13 protein-coding genes and 1 tRNA gene are annotated in these 18,863 nt (G+C 63.5%); 9 read left to right on the top strand and 5 right to left on the bottom strand.

Annotated elements, in window-relative coordinates; all coding sequences use genetic code 11:
• The first annotated feature begins 314 nt into the window (after positions 1–314).
• The 6 genes from M1D44_RS04530 (at position 315) to M1D44_RS04505 (ending at position 6,937) form a co-directional block, all read left to right on the top strand.
• On the top strand, positions 315–1,073 hold the full coding sequence (locus M1D44_RS04530) for a GntR family transcriptional regulator (RefSeq protein ID WP_112184226.1): 759 nt from the start codon (positions 315–317) through the stop codon (positions 1,071–1,073).
• A 214-nt stretch (positions 1,074–1,287) separates the two neighbouring features.
• Positions 1,288–2,697 carry a nucleobase:cation symporter-2 family protein gene (locus M1D44_RS04525; protein ID WP_316684637.1) on the top strand — a complete coding sequence of 470 codons (1,410 nt, stop codon included), beginning with the start codon at positions 1,288–1,290 and terminating at the stop codon, positions 2,695–2,697.
• Between the two features lie 4 nt (positions 2,698–2,701).
• Positions 2,702–4,120: an 8-oxoguanine deaminase gene (locus M1D44_RS04520; RefSeq protein ID WP_024975254.1), complete on the top strand. Its 1,419-nt coding sequence runs from the start codon at positions 2,702–2,704 to the stop codon at positions 4,118–4,120.
• Between the two features lie 111 nt (positions 4,121–4,231).
• Positions 4,232–5,194 (top strand): allantoinase PuuE, encoded by a 963-nt coding sequence (puuE, locus tag M1D44_RS04515; protein WP_024975253.1) that lies wholly within the window; start codon positions 4,232–4,234, stop codon positions 5,192–5,194.
• The gene (uraD, locus tag M1D44_RS04510; protein ID WP_024975252.1) at positions 5,191–5,715 is read left to right on the top strand and encodes a 2-oxo-4-hydroxy-4-carboxy-5-ureidoimidazoline decarboxylase; all 525 of its coding nucleotides are present in this window, start codon (positions 5,191–5,193) and stop codon (positions 5,713–5,715) included. Before puuE ends, uraD begins: the two co-directional genes overlap by 4 nt.
• 151 nt (positions 5,716–5,866) lie before the next feature.
• On the top strand, positions 5,867–6,937 hold the full coding sequence (locus M1D44_RS04505) for a porin (RefSeq protein ID WP_316854170.1): 1,071 nt from the start codon (positions 5,867–5,869) through the stop codon (positions 6,935–6,937).
• Between the two features lie 98 nt (positions 6,938–7,035).
• Here the strand turns inward: M1D44_RS04505 and M1D44_RS04500 are convergent, their stop codons facing one another.
• Together M1D44_RS04500 and M1D44_RS04495 are read right to left on the bottom strand one after the other, a co-directional pair.
• Positions 7,036–9,357: an NADP-dependent malic enzyme gene (locus tag M1D44_RS04500; protein ID WP_112184216.1), complete on the bottom strand. Its 2,322-nt coding sequence runs from the start codon at positions 9,355–9,357 to the stop codon at positions 7,036–7,038.
• A gap of 295 nt (positions 9,358–9,652) precedes the next feature.
• Positions 9,653–10,321: a DUF4136 domain-containing protein gene (locus M1D44_RS04495; protein WP_316684640.1), complete on the bottom strand. Its 669-nt coding sequence runs from the start codon at positions 10,319–10,321 to the stop codon at positions 9,653–9,655.
• Positions 10,322–10,476: 155 nt separating this feature from the next.
• Here M1D44_RS04495 and pepN point away from each other — a divergent pair, with 155 nt between their 5' ends.
• From pepN to M1D44_RS04480, 3 genes are all read left to right on the top strand, one after another.
• Positions 10,477–13,179 carry an aminopeptidase N gene (pepN, locus tag M1D44_RS04490; protein WP_316854169.1) on the top strand — a complete coding sequence of 901 codons (2,703 nt, stop codon included), beginning with the start codon at positions 10,477–10,479 and terminating at the stop codon, positions 13,177–13,179.
• Positions 13,180–13,225: 46 nt separating this feature from the next.
• The gene (locus M1D44_RS04485) at positions 13,226–14,242 is read left to right on the top strand and encodes a class 1 fructose-bisphosphatase (RefSeq protein WP_024975247.1); all 1,017 of its coding nucleotides are present in this window, start codon (positions 13,226–13,228) and stop codon (positions 14,240–14,242) included.
• A 76-nt stretch (positions 14,243–14,318) separates the two neighbouring features.
• Positions 14,319–14,394: transfer RNA gene (locus M1D44_RS04480), tRNA-Thr, on the top strand.
• Positions 14,395–14,546: 152 nt separating this feature from the next.
• Here M1D44_RS04480 and M1D44_RS04475 read toward each other — a convergent pair.
• The 3 genes from M1D44_RS04475 to M1D44_RS04465 form a co-directional block, all read right to left on the bottom strand.
• The gene (locus M1D44_RS04475) at positions 14,547–16,502 is read right to left on the bottom strand and encodes a sigma-54-dependent Fis family transcriptional regulator (RefSeq protein WP_024975246.1); all 1,956 of its coding nucleotides are present in this window, start codon (positions 16,500–16,502) and stop codon (positions 14,547–14,549) included.
• Between the two features lie 166 nt (positions 16,503–16,668).
• The gene (locus tag M1D44_RS04470; RefSeq protein ID WP_316683998.1) at positions 16,669–18,249 is read right to left on the bottom strand and encodes a GMC family oxidoreductase; all 1,581 of its coding nucleotides are present in this window, start codon (positions 18,247–18,249) and stop codon (positions 16,669–16,671) included.
• A 33-nt stretch (positions 18,250–18,282) separates the two neighbouring features.
• Positions 18,283–18,855, bottom strand: coding sequence for a gluconate 2-dehydrogenase subunit 3 family protein (locus M1D44_RS04465; RefSeq protein ID WP_112184204.1), 573 nt, complete (start codon positions 18,853–18,855; stop codon positions 18,283–18,285).
• Positions 18,856–18,863 lie beyond the last annotated feature (8 nt).

The raw sequence follows: 18,863 nt of genomic DNA, 5'->3' as shown, positions 1-18,863 counted from the left end.
ACCCTTGTGTGGCAAGGGCTGGCGTCGGGGCCCGCTCGGTACGTGCTATGCACGCATCCCGGCGCGCGTCCAGCCGGTTTACGCCTGCCACCCATGTGGGGAGGAGCATGCCAAACCGGCAAAGCCGTCGCTCGTTCTGGGTCCGACGCCTTATCTCTGCCGTGTCCCTAGACCTGGCTCGAAACAGGGATTTCCCTAGTTTGTCGGATTCACGAACGCATTTTGTTGACAATATTGAAGGCGGCTATGAATAATTGTCAACAGGTTTTCGCAGTGGTCTATGCCGCGGCGCACTAATGAAAGGCAGGTCTGCCATGTCCAAGAATCTCAAGCTGGTCTCCACGGAAGTGGCGTCGAAGTCGGGCGCCAAGACATCGGGGGCAACACGCATGTCGGTCGAAGAACGGATGTATCACGAGATCTACGACGCGATCATGGAACACCGCCTGCCCCCGCGCACGAAGCTGACGGAGCATGCGCTTTGCGAAATCTATGCCACCGCCCGTCATACGGTGCGCAAGGTCTTCTCCCAACTGGCCGCCGACGGTCTGGTCGACCTGGAACCGAACCGCGGCGCGTTCATCGCGGCGCCCTCCATTGACGAAGCCCATGCCATGTTCGAGCTGCGCCAGATCCTGGAGCGCGCGGTGCTCGACAAGGTTGGCCATAGCAGCAACCCCAAGGCGGCCATCGCACCCCTGATGGAACTCGTCAAGCAGGAACGCCAGGCGTTTGTTACGCACGATCGTCCTCGCTGGATTCGCCTGTCTGCAGAGTTTCACGTGGCGCTGGCCGAGCAGTCGGGCAACCCGCTGGTGGTCGAAATGATGCGCCGGCTGGTGTCGCGCACCACGCTGATGATCGCCAGCGTCGAGGCCCCGGGCAACAACGCCTGCTCGTTCGACGAACACCTCGACATCCTCAATGCCCTGGAGCGTGGCGACGCTAGCGCTGCGCAGGCCCACATGGCCCAGCACTTGCAATGTTGCGCCGATCGCGTGCGCCCCGAAGCGCCCGCTGATTTCGATCTGCGTTCGGTATTGGGCCCGCGCGGCGGGAAGGACAAAGTCTAGGACCGGTTTAGCTGTATAGGGCGAGCCGGCACGACAGAGGCCGGCCGCCCAAGAACCTGTTCACGATCCGCAGCAATCAGCCCAAGGTTGGCCCCGGAAACACAGCCCTACACGAGTACGGCGAGTGTCACCAGGCAAGCCCGAAGCACGCAGCAGGAACGTGGGCAGGCTCAAAGCTGGACGCCGTCCGGCTTACCACCCAAAGGAGACCTTTATGGCAAGCAGCACCATCGCCGCCCCCACGGCGGACCTGACCAATGAGCGCGTGGCGTACGGACGCCTGCTCGCATTGGGCCTTCAACATGTATTGGTGATGTATGCAGGCACCGTGGCAGTGCCTCTAATTGTGGGCGGTGCACTGCATCTGCCCAAGGAACAGCTCGCTTTCCTGATCAACGCAGATCTTTTTGCCGCCGGCCTTGCCACACTCATCCAGGCCTTCGGTGTGTGGAAGTTCGGCATTCGCATGCCGGTCATGATGGGCGTGACCTTCGCTTCGGTGGGGCCGATGATCGCCATCGGCACAGACCCCAGCATCGGCCTGCTGGGCATCTACGGCGCGGTGATTGCGGCGGGGTTGTTCGGCATCATCGTCGCGCCGCTCATGGGGCGGGTGCTTGGGCTCTTCCCGCCGGTCGTGACGGGCACCGTCATCACGCTGATCGGCATGTCGCTGATGGGTGTGGGGATCAACTGGGCTGCTGGCGGCCAGCCGACCATGAAGACCATGGTCGACGGCGTGCTCAAGACCGTGCCCAACCCGGCCTACGGTGATCTGAGCGGCCTGGGCATTGCACTGGCAGTGCTCGTCATCATCCTGTTGCTGACGAAGTACGGCCGTGGCCTGATCGGCAACATCGCCGTGCTGCTGGGCATCGTGATCGGCACGTTCATCGCCATGGCGTTCGGCAAGGTCAGCTTTGCCGGCATCACAGAGGCCGACTGGGTGGCCGTGATCACGCCGCTGCATTTCGGCATGCCCACCTTCCACTTCGGCGCCATCGCTTCGATGTGCATCGTGATGCTGATCACGCTGGTGGAATCGACAGGCATGTTCCTCGCGCTGGCGGAAATCACCGGCAAGAAGCTCTCCACCGATGACCTCACCCGCGGCCTGCGCGCCGACGGTCTGGGCACCGTGATCGGCGGCCTGTTCAACACGTTCCCGTACACCTCGTTCTCGCAGAACGTGGGGCTGGTGACGGTCACGGGTGTGCGTTCGCGCTTCGTGGCAGCCATGGGCGGCCTGATCCTGATCGCGATGGGCCTGTTCCCGAAGATGGCGCACATCGTGGCGTCTGTGCCCTCGTTCGTACTCGGTGGCGCGGGCATCGTGATGTTCGGCATGGTGGCCGCCACGGGCGTGCGCATTCTCGGTTCGATCGATTTCAACAAGTACCGCCACAACCTGTTCATCGTGGCGATCTCGATCGGCTTCGGCATGATCCCGACGCTGGCACCGACCTTCTTCCAGTACCTGCCGCATTGGCTGGAGCCGGTCACGCACAGCGGCATCGTGCTCGGCACGCTGGTCGCGGTCATCCTGAACCTTTACTACAACGGCATGCAGTCGGCGGAGCACGCAATGCGCGACGCTGCTGCCAACACCCACGGCACGGAGTAATTGCATGAACGCCACTGTCGCGCACAACGACCCGCTTCTGATCGCCCGTCATGCCGACGTGCTGGTCACCATGGATGCGCAACGCCGCGAGATCCCGGACGGCGCCCTGGTTGCGCGCGGTGGCGTGATCGAATGGGTCGGCGCCACGGCGGATCTGCCGTCGCAGTATCGCGAGGCCATCGGTCAGCCCAACGTGCGCGTGATGGAGTTGCGCGACCACGTGGTCACACCGGGCTTCGTCAACACGCACCATCACATGTATCAGAGCCTGACGCGCGCCCTTCCCGCCGCGCAGGACGCGGAACTGTTCGGCTGGCTGACGAACCTGTATCCGGTATGGGCAGGCCTCACGCCCGAGATGGTGCGTGTGTCCACACTCACGGCGATGGCGGAACTGCTGCTCTCGGGTTGCACGACCTCCAGCGACCATCTGTATCTGTATCCGAACGGCAGTCGGCTGGATGATTCGATCGAAGCCGCGCAACAGATCGGCATGCGCTTTCACGCAGCCCGCGGCAGCATGAGCGTCGGCCGCAGCCAGGGCGGCTTGCCGCCGGACCGCGTGGTCGAAGGCGAAGAGGCCATCCTGAAGGAAACGCAGCGCCTGATCGAAACCTGGCACAACGCCGATCGCCATTCGATGTTGCGTGTGGTGGTGGCACCGTGCTCACCTTTCTCCGTCTCGCGCGACCTGATGCGCGAATCGGCCAAGCTCGCACGCAGCTACGGCGTGTCGATGCACACCCACCTGGCTGAGAACGACAACGACATCGCATATTCGCGCGAGAAGTTCGGCATGACGCCGGCCGAGTACGCGGAAGACCTCGGCTGGGTCGGCCGCGACGTCTGGCATGCGCACTGCGTGAAGCTCGACGCGCACGGCATCGACGTATTCGCTCGCACCGGCACCGGCGTCGCGCATTGCCCGTGCTCGAACATGCGGCTGGCTTCGGGCATCGCCCCCATTCGCACCATGCGCGATGCCGGCGTGCCGGTCGGCCTGGGCGTGGATGGCAGTGCATCGAACGATGGAGCGCACATGCTCGGCGAAACACGCCAGGCCATGCTGCTCGCGCGTGTCGGCTTTGGCCCCGCCGCGATGAGCGCGCGCGAGGCGCTGGAGATCGCCACGCTTGGCGGCGCACGCGTGCTCAACCGCGACGACATCGGCGCGCTCGCCCCCGGTATGTCGGCCGACTTTGTCAGCTTCGATCGTCACCAAGTCGGTTTTGCCGGCGCCGACCACGACCCGGTCGCGGCGCTGGTGTTCTGCGCCCCATCCAATGTGGCGCACAGCGTGATCAACGGGCGCGTGGTCATCGAAGACGGCCGCCTGACCACGCTTGAGCTCGACGCCCATCTCACGGTTCACCGGAGGCTCGCGCTGGAACTGGCGCAGGCTGCCCGGGCAGTTCCGGCCTGACGCGATGGCGCTTTGTCTTGTTCATGACGCCGCTGTGATGTCGTGAATTTGGAAAGCCGCATTCCACTGTCTGGCCGGTGTTGTATGAAGTCTCCTCGACATGAAAAAACCATGACAAACAATAACTATCCGCGCGATCTCATCGGTTACGGCAAGAACCCGCCCAACGCCAATTGGCCGGGCGGCGCGCGCGTAGCACTGCAGTTCGTCCTCAACTACGAAGAGGGCGGTGAAAACTGCGTCTTGCACGGCGACGCCGGCTCCGAGCAGTTCCTCTCTGAGATCATTGGCGCTGCGGCCTACCCGGACCGCCACATGAGCATGGAGGGCATCTACGAATACGGCTCGCGTGCAGGCGTTTGGCGCATCCTGCGCGAGTTTGAAAAGCGCGGCCTGCCGCTGACGATCTTCGGTGTGTCGATGGCCCTGCAGCGCCATCCGGACCTGACCCAAGCCTTCGTTGACCTGGGCCACGAAATCGCCTGCCACGGCTGGCGCTGGATCCACTATCAGAACATCGACGAAGCCACCGAGCGCGAGCACATGCGCATCGGCGTCGAGATCATCCGCGAGCTGACCGGCAATGCGCCGCTTGGCTGGTACACCGGCCGCGACAGCCCCAACACGCGCCGCCTGGTGGTCGAGCACGGCGGCTTCGCCTACGACGCCGACTACTACGGTGACGACCTGCCCTTCTGGACTGAAGTGCAGACCTCGTCAGGCGAGAGCAAGCCGCACCTGGTGGTGCCGTACACGCTGGACACCAACGACATGCGCTTCGCCAGCCCGCAAGGCTTCAACACGGCAGACCACTTCTACCAGTACCTGAAGGACGCCTTCGACGTGCTGTACGAAGAAGGCGATCCCAACGGGCTCGCACAGCCGAAGATGCTCTCGATCGGCATGCACTGCCGTCTGCTGGGCCGCCCGGGGCGTTTCCGTGCGCTGCAGCGTTTCCTTGACTACGTGCAATCGCACGACAAGGTGTGGATCTGCCGGCGCATCGACATCGCGCAACACTGGATCCAGAACCATCCGTATGAAAAGCAACCCGTTTTGAGCACCGCAGCATGAGCCAGACCACCTACACCCTCTCGCAACTCAACGGCATGGACGCACCGCAGTTCGTGCAAGTCCTGGGTGGCATCTACGAGCACTCGCCGTGGGTTGCTGAACAGGCCGCCACGCAGCGCCCGTTTGCTTCGGCCGAGGCACTCGCAGCCGCCATGCGCAATGCCGTGGATACCGCAGGCATTGAGCCTCAGCTCAAGCTGGTGCGCGCCCACCCGGAGCTGGCCGGCAAGGCTGCCGTGCGCGGTGAACTGACCGCCGAGTCGACGCGCGAACAAAGCGGCGCGGGCTTGAACCTGTGCACGCCGGAAGAGTTTGCGCGCCTGCAGGCGCTCAACGCCCAGTACAACGAGAAATTCGGCTTCCCATACATCCTGGCAGTGCGCGGCTATGACCGCCACGGAATCATCGAGAACTTCAGCAAGCGCGTTGAGAACGACCGCGATACCGAGCTGCGTACGTCGCTCGAACAGATTCATCGCATCGCGGGCTTCCGCCTGACCGATTTGATCGCAGCAAACTGATTTTTCAGGTTCATCAGCAAAAACAACGCTGTGGGCGCGGTGTCATGGGGCATGGGACACCGATCGGCATGGAGCCTGACCAGCCGGCCTGTGACCGCATCAAAGAATGCGGCGCAACCCGCAGTGATCTTCAACAACAAAGGAGGTAGCAATGCAGTCGAAATTCAAGCGTGGCGTGGCCGCGCTGGCAGTGGCGTCGGCACTGGGGGCAGCAAGTGCCGGTGCGCAAGCGCAGTCGTCCGTCACGTTGTACGGCCAGGTGGATGCCTGGGCGGGCGCCACCAAGAGCCTGGGCGCATCGGATCGCGCCTGGGGCGTCAACTCGGGCGGTATGTCGACGTCGTACTGGGGCATGAAGGGCAGCGAAGATCTGGGCAACGGCCTGAAGGCCATCTTCACGCTGGAAGCATTCTTCCGCCCGGACACCGGCAAGTCCGGCCGTTTTGACGGCGATACGTTCTTCGCCCGCAACTCGTTCGTGGGCCTGCAATCGAATACCTGGGGCTCGATCAAGCTCGGCCGCCTGACGCCGCCGTACTTTGTCTCGACGATCCTGTTCAACCCGTTCATCGATTCGTACACGTTCTCGCCGATGGTGTTCCACACCTATCTCGGCAATGGTCTGAGCGGCCCCGGCGGCATCTCGGGTCTGGTGGGTGATTCGGGCTGGAACAACTCGATCATGTACTCGACGCCGGACTTCAACGGTCTGACCGCCAACTTCATCTACGGCGCGGGCGAGCAAGCCGGCCACAACGGCCAGAACAAGTGGGGCGGCAACTTCCTGTACTTCCATGGCAACTTCGCGGCCACGGCAGCCTTCCAGCAAGTGCGCTTCGACGGCGCGCCGGGTGACCTGAACGCGCTGGTGGCAGGCTTCTCGCGCCAGACGGCAGCGCAGTTGGGTGCCACGTACGACTTTGGCGTGGCCAAGGTGTACGGCCAATACCAGTACATCAAGAACGCCATCAGCACGGGCGATGCGAAGAGCAACGGTGGCCAACTGGGCGTGTCGGTGCCGGTGGGCCCGGGTAGCATCCTGGCGTCGTACGCGTACACGAAGACCTCGGGTGCGGCTGACGTGAAGCGCAACACGTGGGCAGTCGGCTACGACTACTCGCTGTCCAAGCGCACCGATGTGTACGCCGCGTACATGCGCGACAAGGTAACGAACCTCAGCTCGGCAGACACCTTCGGCGTGGGCATCCGCGCGAAGTTCTAAGTAGTCGGCAGCAAAGAAAAACGGCGCCTGGACTTTCCCCAGGCGCCGTTTTCTTTTGGACCGCCAACGTTCAGCGGCCCAATGGTCGGATCAACCGATCAACGCGTAGCCGACACATCCGCCACAGCCAGCGCCGTCATGTTGACGATGCGACGCGATGTGGCCGACGGGTTCAGAATGTGCACCGGCTTGGCGGCGCCCAGCAGGATCGGGCCGACCGTCACGCCCTGCCCGCCCGTGATCTTGAGCAGGTTGAACGCGATGTTGGCAGCATCGAGCGACGGCATCACCAGCAGGTTTGCGCTGCCCGAGAAGGCGCTCTTCGGCAGGAAGTGGTGGCGGATATCTTCCGACAACGCCGCGTCACCCTGGATCTCGCCTTCCACCTGCAGATCCGGCGCTTCGGTCTTCAGCAGGTCATACGCAGCGCGCATGCGGCGAGCCGATGCGTTCTTCGACGACCCGAACATCGAGTGCGACAGCATCGCCACCTTCGGCTCCTGGCCGAAACGGCGCACCTCTTCTGCTGCCAGCTTGGTGATGTCGGCCAGCTCTTCCGCGCTCGGCATCTCGTTGACGAACGTGTCGGTGATGAACAGCGTGTGCTTCTCCAGCATCAGGCCGTTCATGGCCGCGAACACCTTGGCGTTCGGGGCCAGGCCGATCACGTCGCGCACGTGTTCCAGGTGGGCATCAAAGCGGCCAACCGTGCCGCACAGCAGCGCATCGGCATCACCCAGACGCACCAGCAGTGCACCGATCAGCGTGTTCGAACGGCGCAGCGCCGACTTCGCCATGTCCGGCGTCACGCCGTTGCGGCCCATCAGCTCGTGGTAAGCGGTGTGGTACTGGTGATAGCGGCGGTCGTCTTCCGGGTCCACCAGTTCGAAGTGCACGCCCGGCTTCAGACGCAAGCCCGCCTTCTGGATACGCATTTCAATCACGTGCGGACGGCCGATCAGGATCGGCTTGGCCAAGCCTTCGTCCACCACCGTCTGCACGGCGCGCAGCACGCGCTCTTCTTCACCTTCGGCGTACACGACGCGCTTCGGGTTGGCCTTGGCAGCCGAGAACACCGGGCGCATGGTCAGGCCGGTGTGGTACACGAAGTCGCTCAGCTGGGCGCGATAGGCATCCAGATCCTTGATCGGGCGCGTAGCCACGCCGGACTCTTCCGCGGCCTTTGCGACGGCCGGCGCGATCTTCTCGATCAGACGCGAATCGAACGGCTTCGGGATGATGTAATCCGGGCCGAAGGTCAGGTCCTGGCCCGCGTAAGCCTGGGCTACCGCGTCGTTCGTTTCGGCTTCCGTCAGCTCAGCAATGGCCTTCACGCATGCCAGCTTCATCTCTTCCGTGATCTTGGTGGCGCCGCAATCGAGCGCACCGCGGAAGATGTACGGGAAGCACAGCACGTTGTTGACCTGGTTCGGGTAATCCGAACGGCCCGTAGCGATAATGCAGTCCGGGCGCGCGGCCTTGGCCACTTCCGGGCGGATTTCCGGCTCGGGGTTGGCCAGCGCCAAAATGATGGGCTTCGGACCCATGGTCTTGACCATGTCGGCGGTCAGCACGCCGGCGGCCGAGCAGCCCAGGAACACGTCTGCATCGCGAACGATGTCGGCCAGCGTACGGGCCGACGTGTCTTGCGCGTAGCGCGCCTTGTTCGGCTCCATCTTGGCATCGCGGCCGACGTAGATCACGCCCTTCGAATCGACCACGTAGACGTTCTCGCGCTTGACGCCCAGGCCCACCATCACGTCCAGGCAGGCGATGGCCGCGGCACCCGCGCCCGACACGGCCACCTTTACGCTGCCGATGTCCTTGCCGACAACCTTCAGGCCGTTGAGCAGCGCCGCCGACGAGATGATCGCCGTGCCGTGCTGGTCATCGTGAAAAACGGGAATGTTCAGGCGGTCACGCAGCTTCTGCTCGATGTAGAAGCACTCCGGCGCCTTGATGTCTTCAAGGTTGATCCCGCCCAGCGTCGGCTCCAGCGAGGCAATGATGTCGACCAGCTTGTCCGGATCGCGTTCGGCCAGTTCGATATCGAACACATCGACGCCGGCAAACTTCTTGAACAGGCAGCCCTTGCCTTCCATCACCGGCTTGCTGGCCAGCGGCCCGATGTCGCCCAGGCCCAGCACAGCGGTGCCGTTGGTGATCACGCCGACGAGGTTGCCGCGCGAGGTGTATTCCGCCGCCAGCGACGGGTCTTGTTCAATGGCCGTACACGGATACGCCACGCCCGGCGAATACGCCAGCGACAGGTCGCGCTGGTTGATCAGCGCCTTGGTCGGGCGCACCTCAATCTTGCCGCGCGTCGGAGCGCGGTGATATTCAAACGCGGCGCGGCGCAGCTCGGCCTCGGCGCCTTGGTCTTGGGAATCCGGCGAGGCGTCGTGAAGCTTGTCGTTCATAGCAATGAATCCTGATGAAGAGTTCCGCAGATGAGGCGCCCGTGCGCTCAGGCGGAAACTCCCTGAGACGAAGTGGCGAAAAACAGTGGGAACAGAGGGAAACCGGGAGCGAGGCCGCACGCGTTGCGCAGCACCGTCAGGAGGGTAGCGACGGGGCGGAGGCAGCGCCGGCCAGGGGTGGCGGTCGGCGCGGGAAGGGATGAAGTGACAACGCTCAAGCGGGATACGGCTGGCGGCCTACAGATTAGGTCATGCATTCTAACGTAGACCGCCGGCCAAAACCCACCCTGGCGCACTACTTGGGTGTCGGCCCGGATGCGGGTTTCGCCGCCGGTTTCACCGATGGATCAACGGGCAGTTCTACGACGATGGGCTGCGCGTTCGGTGCCGGAAAATTGGCAAAGGCGCTGCGTACCAGATAGGGCATCACAGCCGTCAGCGATCCATCCCCACCCTGCGTTTGCGCCGTCACCTGATACACGCGCTTGCCGGTGGCTGCCTCGTCAATTTCCACGTGATAGGCATAGAACGGCACCTGCACGTTGGTATCCACGTATTGCGGCCCCCACGGACCCCAGGGCCCCCAAGGACTGCGCCATGGCCCCCAGGGCCCTGGGCCCCAATACGGATCCGGGTACACAGGCTGGCGCACCTGCACGAGCTGCGTGGCGGTCGAGTAGTCCAGGCGAACCAGATAGCGTGCGCTGGCACGCGGCACGCTGGTAAAGCCGTGGGCGGCCAATTGGTCTGATGTCCAGGCCTCGTAGGTCTGGCGTTCGAGATCATTTTGCTGCGCTGCAGTGTGCTCGAAGGCATAGGTGCGCGGCGGGTTGTCGGTCCAGCCGGGTTGCCGGAACGCCGTCACCTGGCTCGTGACGGTGCTCGCGCAGCCCGCCAGCAGGCTGGCCGCCATCAGCGCGCCGGCCATCGGCCAGACGCCCGATGTCTTGATCCATTTCCACATAGAAAATCCCCCTACTCTCAATCAGACAGATGGTCGCGGGCCCCGGAAGCGGGGCTGCGCGCGCTCTGTTACTCAGAGTGACGCCCCGCGCGGAAGATTCCCGCCAAGGGCCTGAGTACAATGGCCTTTTGCGTACCGCTACGAGGATGTTACCGATGTTGCGCACCGATACCGCCGTCACGATTTACCGCAAGGACTACACCGCGCCCGCTTTCCGCATTGACGAAGTGGCCCTGGAGATCGATCTCGTGCCCGAGCGCACCCGCGTCGTCAACCGCTTGCGCATGACGCGCACGGACGCCGGCAAGCCCCTCGTGCTGGTGGGTGAAGGACTGGAACTGGCGGGCGCAACCGTCGACGGCAAAGCGCTGTCCGGCTTGCAAGCCTCCGGCGACACGCTCACCATCGATGCCGTACCGGCCGATGTTGGCACCAGCTTCACGCTGGAACTCACCACCTACTGCAATCCCGCAGCGAACTCCTCGCTGATGGGCCTGTACGTTTCCAACGGCAACTTCTTCACGCAGTGCGAGGCCGAGGGCTTTCGCAAGATCACCTACTTCCTCGACCGCCCGGACGTGATGACGGTTTACACCGTCACGCTGCGCGCATCGAAAGCGGACTACCCGGTGCTGCTGTCCAACGGCAATCTCATGTCGGAGCGCGACCTGCCGGACGGTCGCCATGAAGCCGTGTGGCACGACCCGTTCAAAAAGCCGTCGTACCTGTTTGCCCTGGTGGCAGGCAAGCTGGAGTGCATTGAAGAACGCATCCGGTCGGCCTCCGGCAAAGAGAAGCTGCTGCAGGTGTGGGTGGAAGCGCAAGACCTCGGCAAGACCCGCCACGCAATGGATTCGCTCATCCACTCGATCCATTGGGACGAACGCCGCTTCGGCCTGGAGCTGGATCTCGACCGCTTCATGATCGTCGCCGTGGGCGACTTCAACATGGGCGCAATGGAGAACAAGGGCCTGAACATCTTCAACACGAAGTACGTGCTGGCCAATGCCGAGACGGCAACCGATGTCGACTTCGCCAACATCGAATCGGTGGTCGGCCACGAGTACTTCCATAACTGGACGGGCAACCGCGTCACTTGCCGCGACTGGTTCCAGCTGAGCCTGAAAGAAGGCCTGACGGTGTTCCGCGATCAGGAGTTCTCCGCCGACATGGCCGCGGCCGCCGGTAACGAAGCCGCTGCGGCCAGCGCCCGTGCCGTCAAGCGCATCGAAGACGTGCGCGTGCTGCGCCAGGCGCAGTTTCCGGAAGATGCAGGGCCGATGGCCCACCCGGTGCGGCCCGACAGCTACGAAGAAATCAACAACTTCTACACTGTCACGGTGTATGAAAAAGGCGCCGAAGTCGTGCGCATGTACCAGACCCTGCTCGGCCGCGACGGCTTCCGCAAGGGCATGGACCTGTACTTCCAGCGCCATGATGGCCAGGCTGTCACCTGCGACGACTTCCGCGCTGCCATGGCCGATGCCAACGGCCGCGACCTCACGCAATTTGGCCGCTGGTACAGCCAGGCTGGCACGCCGGTCGTGGCCGTTGAAGGGCGCCACGATGCGGCCACGCACACCTACACGCTCACGCTGCGCCAGCGCTGCGAGCCGGTCGGCATCGAAACCACCAGCGGCATCCAGAAGCAGCCGTTCCACATTCCGTTTGCGATCGGGCTGATCGACAAGCAGGGCCACGATTTGCCGCTGCGTTTGCGTGGCGAAGCCGCATCGCCCTCGCCGGTGACCACGCGCGTGCTGGACTTCACTGAAACCAAGCAGACCTTCGTCTTCGAAGATGTGGCCGAAGCGCCGTTGCCCTCGCTGCTGCGCAATTTCTCGGCGCCGGTGATCGTTGAATACGGCTATACGACCGAGCAGCTCACGTTCCAGCTCGCGCACGATTCAGACCCGTTCAACCGCTGGGAAGCCGGCCAGCGCCTGGCCACCGACACACTGCTGCGCATGGTGACGGACATCCAGCATGGCCGCGCGCCTGAGGTCGACCCAGCGCTAGTCGAAGCCCTGCGTGCCGTGGTCGCCGACACCTCGCTAGATCCGGCCTTCCGCGAGCAGATGCTGATCCTGCCGGCCGAAGGCTATCTGGCCGAGCGCATGGATGTGGCCGATCCGGCTGCCATTCACGCGGCCCGCCGCACGCTGCGCCGCACGCTGGCAGAAAAGCTCAACGCGGAGCTGCTGCGTGCCTATCAAGACAACCAGACCGAAGGCGCTTACTCGCCCGATGCTGTGTCTGCAGGCAAGCGCGCGCTCAAGAACATCGCCCTCGGCTATCTGGTGGAAACCGAAGCCCCCGAAGCGCTGGCCCTGGCCGAACAGCAATATGCCGGCGCCACCAACATGACCGACCGCATGGGCGCCCTCTCCGCAATGGTCACCAGCTATGCCCCTGGCCGCGAAGCCGCACTGGCCGATTTCTACACGCGCTTTGCCGACGATGCGCTAGTCATCGACAAGTGGTTCTCGCTGCAAGCCATGCAGCCAGGTGCCGCTGGCAAACCGACGCTGGCCACCGTGCGCGCGTTGATGGCCCATCCGGCCTTCACGCTGCGCAATCCGAACCGCGCGCGCTCACTGATCTTCAGCTTCTGCTCGGGCAACCCCGCGCAGTTCCATGCCGCCGACGGTTCCGGCTATGCCTACTGGGCCGAGCAGGTGCTCGCGCTCGACGCCATCAACCCGCAGGTCTCCGCCCGTCTGGCACGTGCGCTGGACCGCTGGCGCAAGTACGTGCCCACGCTGCGCGACGCCATGCAGGACGCGCTCAAGCGCGTGGCGGCACATCCGAGCCTCTCGCGCGATGTGCGCGAGATCGTCGGCAAGGCGTTGGCCTGAATGTCACCGCTTGTATCGTAAAATCGCGCCCGTCTCAGGAGAACCCATGAAGCGCATCAACCTCACCCGCTACCTGATCGAAGAGCAGCGCGAGCACAACACCATCCCGGCCGAGCTGCGCCTGCTGCTCGAAGTCGTGGCGCGCGCCTGCAAGGCGATCTCGCACAGCATCAACAAGGGCGCGCTGGCCGGCGTGCTCGGCTCGGCCGGCACCGGCAACGTGCAAGGCGAAACCCAGCAGAAGCTGGACGTGATCGCCAACGAAGTCCTGCTCGAAGCCAACGAATACGGCGGCAACCTGGCGGCCATGGCTTCGGAAGAGATGGAATCGTTCTACGAGATTCCCCACCGTTATCCGAAGGGCGAATACCTGCTGCTGTTCGATCCGCTCGACGGCTCGTCCAACATCGACGTGAACGTCTCGATCGGCACGATCTTCTCCGTGCTGCACATGCCCCAGGCCGGCCAAGCCGTGACCGAGGCCGATTTCCTTCAGCCGGGCGCCAAGCAGGTCGCCGCGGGCTACGCTGTGTACGGCCCGCAGACCACGCTGGTATTGACGGTGGGCAACGGCGTGCACATGTTCACGCTCGACCGCGAAGTTGGCAGCTTCGTGCTGACCAGCCGCGACGTGAAGATTCCGGCCGACACGAAGGAATTCGCCATCAACATGTCGAACATGCGCCATTGGGCCCCGCCCGTGCGCCGCTACATCGACGAGTGTCTGGCTGGCACGGAAGGCCCGCGCGGCAAGGACTTCAACATGCGCTGGATCGCCTCGATGGTGGCGGACGTGCATCGCATCCTCACACGCGGCGGCATCTTCATGTACCCCTGGGACAAGCGCGAGCCCGGCAAGGCCGGCAAGCTGCGCCTGATGTACGAAGCCAACCCGATGGCCTTCCTGGTGGAACAGGCCGGCGGCGCGGCCACCAACGGCGAGCAACGCATTCTGGACATCCAGCCCGAACAGCTGCACCAGCGCGTGGCGGTGGTTCTGGGTTCAAAGAACGAGGTGGATCGCGTCACGCAATATCACCTCGAAGCCAAGAAAACAGCGTAACGACGCCATGTGAGATTGTTGTTCCGGCGGTTCTTGCAGGGCGGCAAAAAGTTCTGTTAGAATGGCTGTTTCCGACGCCGCTGTAGCTCAGTCGGTAGAGCAGCGCATTCGTAATGCGAAGGTCACCAGTTCGATTCCGGTCAGCGGCACCAGAATAAAAAAAGGGTTACAGGTTCTGCCTGTAACCCTTTTTGTATTTCTAGCTTCCCGGACGGGTGTCCAACCCGCCGCCCCTCCCCCCAGAACGACACCGATTCGCCCCACCCCAGAGACAAGCGCTCTTGGCGTTTCCAGGGCACCCAACCTATTGCTGATTCGGCGCAACAATCCCGAACCGTTCCATCTGCCGATAGACCGTCGCGCGCGCGATGCCAAGCTCGTGCGCAACGTGGGTGACGCGCCATTTGTTCCGGCGCAGCGCGGCCAGCAGGATTTCCCGCTCGTTGTCCGGCGCGGCATCGGCGGCGCTTGAAGCCCCGCACGCCCCACCGTCTATCGTGCTTTCGAGAACCTCCGGCGGCAATGCGTCGACATCGATCAGGCCGTCGTCACTCATGGCGAGCGCAAAGCGCAGCACGTTGCGCAACTGCCGGACATTGCCCTGCCACGGGTAGCTGCGCAGCACCGCCAGCGCGGCCGGCGCGAGGTTCGCGTGCATGTCGAGCTGACGCGCTTCTTCTTCGACGATACGAGCGATCAGGTAGTCCTTGTCACAGCGCTCACGCAGCGTCGGCAGGTGCAGCGTTGCGCCGCACAGCCGGTAGTAGAGATCCTCGCGGAAGCGCTGCTCGGCAATCAGCTGGCGCAGATCACGGTGCGAGGCGGCAATCACGCGCAGGTCGACCGGAATCGGTTTTTCGGAGCCCAGCGGCATCACCTCGCGTTCGGACAGCACACGCAACAGCCGGCTCTGCAGATGGAGCGGCATGTCGCCAATTTCGTCTAGGAACAGCGTGCCGCCGTCCGACTGGGCAATCAGGCCACGCATGCCTTTGTTGCGGGCTCCGGTGAAGGTGCCAGGCGTGTAGCCGAACAGCTCGCTCTCGATCAGAGATTCGGGAATGGCCGCGCAATTGACCGCGACAAACGCCTTGCTGCGACGCTCGCTCGCGGTATGCAGGGCCTTGGCCAGGACTTCCTTGCCGGTGCCGGTCTCGCCTTGCACCAGGATGTTGAGCGGCTTGTTGGCCAGGCGCTTGGCCTGCAGGATCAACCGCTGCATCTGCGGGTCGTCGGCGCCGAGAGCCTCGAGCGCAGCACTGGCCTCAGGGCTGGGCAGCGCCGGCGCAGAGGCCGACGCCGACGGCATAGACGGCTTACCAGGGGCGCCGCGTGGCGGGATCCCCGTCGCGTAATACAGCCCGTGGTCGAACATCCGAATCGCAGTGCGCTCGGATGAGGTGCCCGCACGGGCGATGCGCCACAGCTCGCTCATGTTTTCGCGAAACACTTCGGTCAGCAGATGGCCACGTACGTCGGCGTGCGGATCGCTCTCAAGCCGCAGCTTGCGCCGGCCGCCGCTGTTGACCCCGCGAATCACCCCATTGCCATCGAAGGCGACCATGATCTCGCTATCCACATCCACCAGCGACCACGTTGAACCGAGCCGCAAGATCCACTGGTCGCGGAAGTAGCGCAGGAAGTTCGCGTCTTCGATCTTCTGCGCGTACATGGCGGTCATCTGCAGCGCGAGATGCTGCCCTTCGCGCGGTGCCGGCGCACTGAGAGCGGACACATCGAGCACGCCCAGGAAGTTGCCAGTCGGGTCAAACAACGGCGCGCTGTTGCAGGTGAGCGTGATGTGGCATGCGTCGAAATGATCGGTCTGATGGCACGTCACAGGGGCCTGCTCGACGATGCAGGTGCCGACCGCACAGGTACCGGCGCGCGACTCACTCCAATCGGCCCCCAGGTACAGGCCAGAACGCTTGAGTTCGCGATCCAGATTGTCGTTGCCGATGAAGTCGACCGTGACGCCGTAGGCATCGGTCAGCAGCAGCACGTAATCGAGGCCCGAGACACGCTTATAGAGCTGCTCCATGCCGGTACGCGCGACGCTCAGGAAATCCTCGATCTGATCCTTGTGCTCGCGCAGGCGCTGCGCCTCCACGATGTAAGCGGGTGTGGGGCGACTGGGGTCGCGACCGTAGTCGTCCAGGCAGCGCCGCCATGAGCGCTCGATGACGCCCTGCGCCTCGCCCGGCTGCTGCGAGAAGGCGAGCAGCCGCTCGATATGTGCGCGGTGTGCTTTTTGCTGCACGACTGTCTCCTTAGCCGCCGCATTTGAAAGGGTGCGAAGCCCGTGCTACCGGTCTTTGCCGGCATTGGAGCGAGGGCAGATGCGGTTCTACGCTAATCGATTTACCCGGCTGCCGCAACGTAATGGCAACGTAACGGCAGCGCAAGGGGCAACGAGATTGGCTGGCTTAGATTTCCCTCCGGTTCAATGCCCCGGCAATGTATTCGGCCTGCCGGATCGCCAGGGCCACGATGGTGAGCGTGGGGTTGGCCGCCGAACTGGACGTGAACTGACTGCCGTCCGAAATGAACAGGTTTTTCACGTCGTGCGCCTGGCCCCAGCGGTTGACTACGCCGTCGCTGGCCTTCGCACTCATGCGGTTGGTGCCCATGTTGTGGCTGGCCGGATAGGCAGGCATGTCGATCACGCGCGTCGCACCCACCGCCTCGGACACCTTGCGCCACTGCACCAGGCCGTGCGCGGTAATCTTTTCGTCGTTTTCGTGATAAGTCTTGGTGACAATGGGAATGGGCAGACCGTACTGGTCTTTCTCCGTGGGGTGCAGCGTGATGGTGTTCTGCTCGCGGGCCATATCTTCACCGCAGACCCACACGCAGCTCATGTGGTCGTACATCTCCATGGCCGATGTGAAATCGCGCCCCCAACCGCCAGGCTTCATGAACGCGGCCGTGTACGGCAGATGAATGGCCAGGCCTTCGAGGTAATAGCCGCCGACAAACCCGCGCTTGGTGTTGAGTGGCACCTCATCGGCCACCACCGCCGCGATGTCAAAGCCGCGATACATGTAGACCGGCTTCTTGTGGATCGACACCGCCGCCGCCGTCGCGTGGTTCATGTAGTTCTTGCCCACCTGCCCTGAAGAATTTGCGAGCCCGTTGGGGAACATGCTCGACGCCGAGTTCAGCAGCAGCCGCGGCGATTCGATGGAGTTGCCCGCCACGCAGACCACCCGCGCCTTCTGCAGTTGCTTGCGGCCCTTGTTGTCGACATAGAGCACACCATTGGCGCGACCCTGCTTGTCATGCTGGATCTGCAGCACCATCGACTCGGGCCGCAGTTCGACATTGCCCGTAGCCTGGGCGCGCGGCACTTCAGTGTAGAGCGTCGACCATTTCGCGCCGATCTTGCAGCCCTGCATGCAGAAACCGATCTGCATGCAGCCCGGGCGACCGTCGTACGGTTCGGAGTTCGACGCAGCCGGACGCACGATGTGCTTGTAGCCGACCTTCTTCGCCCCCGCCTCGATCACCTTGTAGTGGTTGTTGGGCGGCATGGGGGGCAAGCCGCTGGCCTTGGTGCCGCACACGCCCATCTTCTTCTCGGCCAGTTCGTAGTACGGCTCAAGCTCGGACAGCGTGATCGGCCAATCCAGCACGTTGGCCCCGTCGATGGCGCCGTAAGTGGTTTTGGTGTGGAAGTCGTGTTCCTGAAAACGTAATGCCACGCCGGACCAGTGCACCGTGGAACCACCCACGCCCTTCACGATCCAGGCAGGCAGGTTCGGATACGTCTTGGTGTGGTGCCAACCACCCGCCGAGATGCGTTTGTCCAGCCACGAAATCTTGTTGAACATGGCCCACTCGTCGTTCTCGAAATCGGCCTGCGTGTAGTGCTTCCCCGCTTCCAACACCACGCATTTGACGCCGCGCTGCGCCAGCTCGTTGGCCAGTGTGCCGCCGCCCGCGCCCGAGCCGACGATCACGACGACGTTGTCGTCGTCGAGGGAAAACTTTGCCTGATCCGTCATGATGGTTGTCTCCGTTTTTTTATGTGCCGAGGCTTAGAGCCAGTCGATGTCGTCAAAGCCGCGGTGCAGGTAACCGCCCTTCTGCCACGACGAGCCCTCGTAGCCGAACAGGGGCCAGAGCTTCTTGTTGTTGTAGAGGCCGGTGACCAGATCGCCCTGGACCTTCTTGAAGAAGGGCGTGGACTCGATGTCCTTGAGCAGCAACACACGTTCGTTCTCGGTCTTCACCTGGGCATAGGGCACGCCATAGCGTTGCCTGGCGCGTTGGTCCAGGTCGTGCACGCCATCGATCAGCAGCGCCTTCACTGCGGGGTCCTTGCCTGCGGCCACGTCATAGGGCGCGACCGCCTCCACGTAGAACTTCTCGGCCAGCTTGTCGTGCGGATAGATGTCGCGCGCCATGCGCACCAGCGTCTTGCCAGTGACGGTGCCCAGACGAGGAAAGCTCTGCTCGACCACCACATCCTTCGTAACCGCCATGGCCGCAGGAACGACCGTGACGCTGATGGCGGCCAAGCCGCCACCGCGCAGAAAGCCGCGTCGCGACACCTTGGGTTGCTTGTCCAAAACCCGCATGGCGGAGCCAGCGGCTGGCGTGGGTTTCATGTTGGTTG

It is taken from the genome of Ralstonia sp. SA306 (assembly GCF_054792405.1).
This window is presented reverse-complemented; position numbering and strand designations above follow the sequence as displayed.

Bases quoted from the DNA above. Each gene is read 5' to 3' on its own strand.
- puuE (WP_024975253.1), top strand. From the start codon at position 4,232: ATGACAAACAATAACTATCCGCGCGATCTCATCGGTTACGGCAAGAAC.
- M1D44_RS04495 (WP_316684640.1), bottom strand. From the start codon at position 10,321: ATGTGGAAATGGATCAAGACATCGGGCGTCTGGCCGATGGCCGGCGCG.
- M1D44_RS04525 (WP_316684637.1), top strand. From the start codon at position 1,288: ATGGCAAGCAGCACCATCGCCGCCCCCACGGCGGACCTGACCAATGAG.
- M1D44_RS04465 (WP_112184204.1), bottom strand. From the start codon at position 18,855: ATGAAACCCACGCCAGCCGCTGGCTCCGCCATGCGGGTTTTGGACAAG.
- M1D44_RS04485 (WP_024975247.1), top strand. From the start codon at position 13,226: ATGAAGCGCATCAACCTCACCCGCTACCTGATCGAAGAGCAGCGCGAG.
- M1D44_RS04505 (WP_316854170.1), top strand. From the start codon at position 5,867: ATGCAGTCGAAATTCAAGCGTGGCGTGGCCGCGCTGGCAGTGGCGTCG.
- pepN (WP_316854169.1), top strand. From the start codon at position 10,477: ATGTTGCGCACCGATACCGCCGTCACGATTTACCGCAAGGACTACACC.
- M1D44_RS04500 (WP_112184216.1), bottom strand. From the start codon at position 9,357: ATGAACGACAAGCTTCACGACGCCTCGCCGGATTCCCAAGACCAAGGC.
- M1D44_RS04520 (WP_024975254.1), top strand. From the start codon at position 2,702: ATGAACGCCACTGTCGCGCACAACGACCCGCTTCTGATCGCCCGTCAT.
- M1D44_RS04470 (WP_316683998.1), bottom strand. From the start codon at position 18,249: ATGACGGATCAGGCAAAGTTTTCCCTCGACGACGACAACGTCGTCGTG.
- M1D44_RS04530 (WP_112184226.1), top strand. From the start codon at position 315: ATGTCCAAGAATCTCAAGCTGGTCTCCACGGAAGTGGCGTCGAAGTCG.
- uraD (WP_024975252.1), top strand. From the start codon at position 5,191: ATGAGCCAGACCACCTACACCCTCTCGCAACTCAACGGCATGGACGCA.